Below are 227 nucleotides of genomic sequence, written 5' to 3' on the forward strand. Positions count from 1 at the left end.
AAGAATAAATCCGGGCAACGTGACCCGGAGATGCACCAGACCCGTAAAGGAAATCAGTGGTACTTTGGTATGAAGGCGCATATTGCGGTTGATGCAGCGACAGGCCTGACTGAAAAAGTGGTCACCACCGCAGCAAATGAGCATGACCTTAATCAGGCGGAAAATCTGATTACGGAGCCTGTGGACGTGGTGTTTGCCGATGCCGGATACCGCGGGGCAGAAAAGCG

Annotated in this window: 1 protein-coding gene; it reads left to right on the forward strand. The window is 52.9% G+C overall.

Annotation, left to right across the window (positions count from 1 at the left end):
* On the forward strand, positions 1-227 hold a 227-nt coding region (locus ACSZO1_RS22880), incomplete at both ends, for a transposase (RefSeq protein WP_437616709.1).

It is taken from the genome of Erwinia sp. V71 (assembly GCF_965644245.1).
Lineage (GTDB): Bacteria > Pseudomonadota > Gammaproteobacteria > Enterobacterales > Enterobacteriaceae > Erwinia.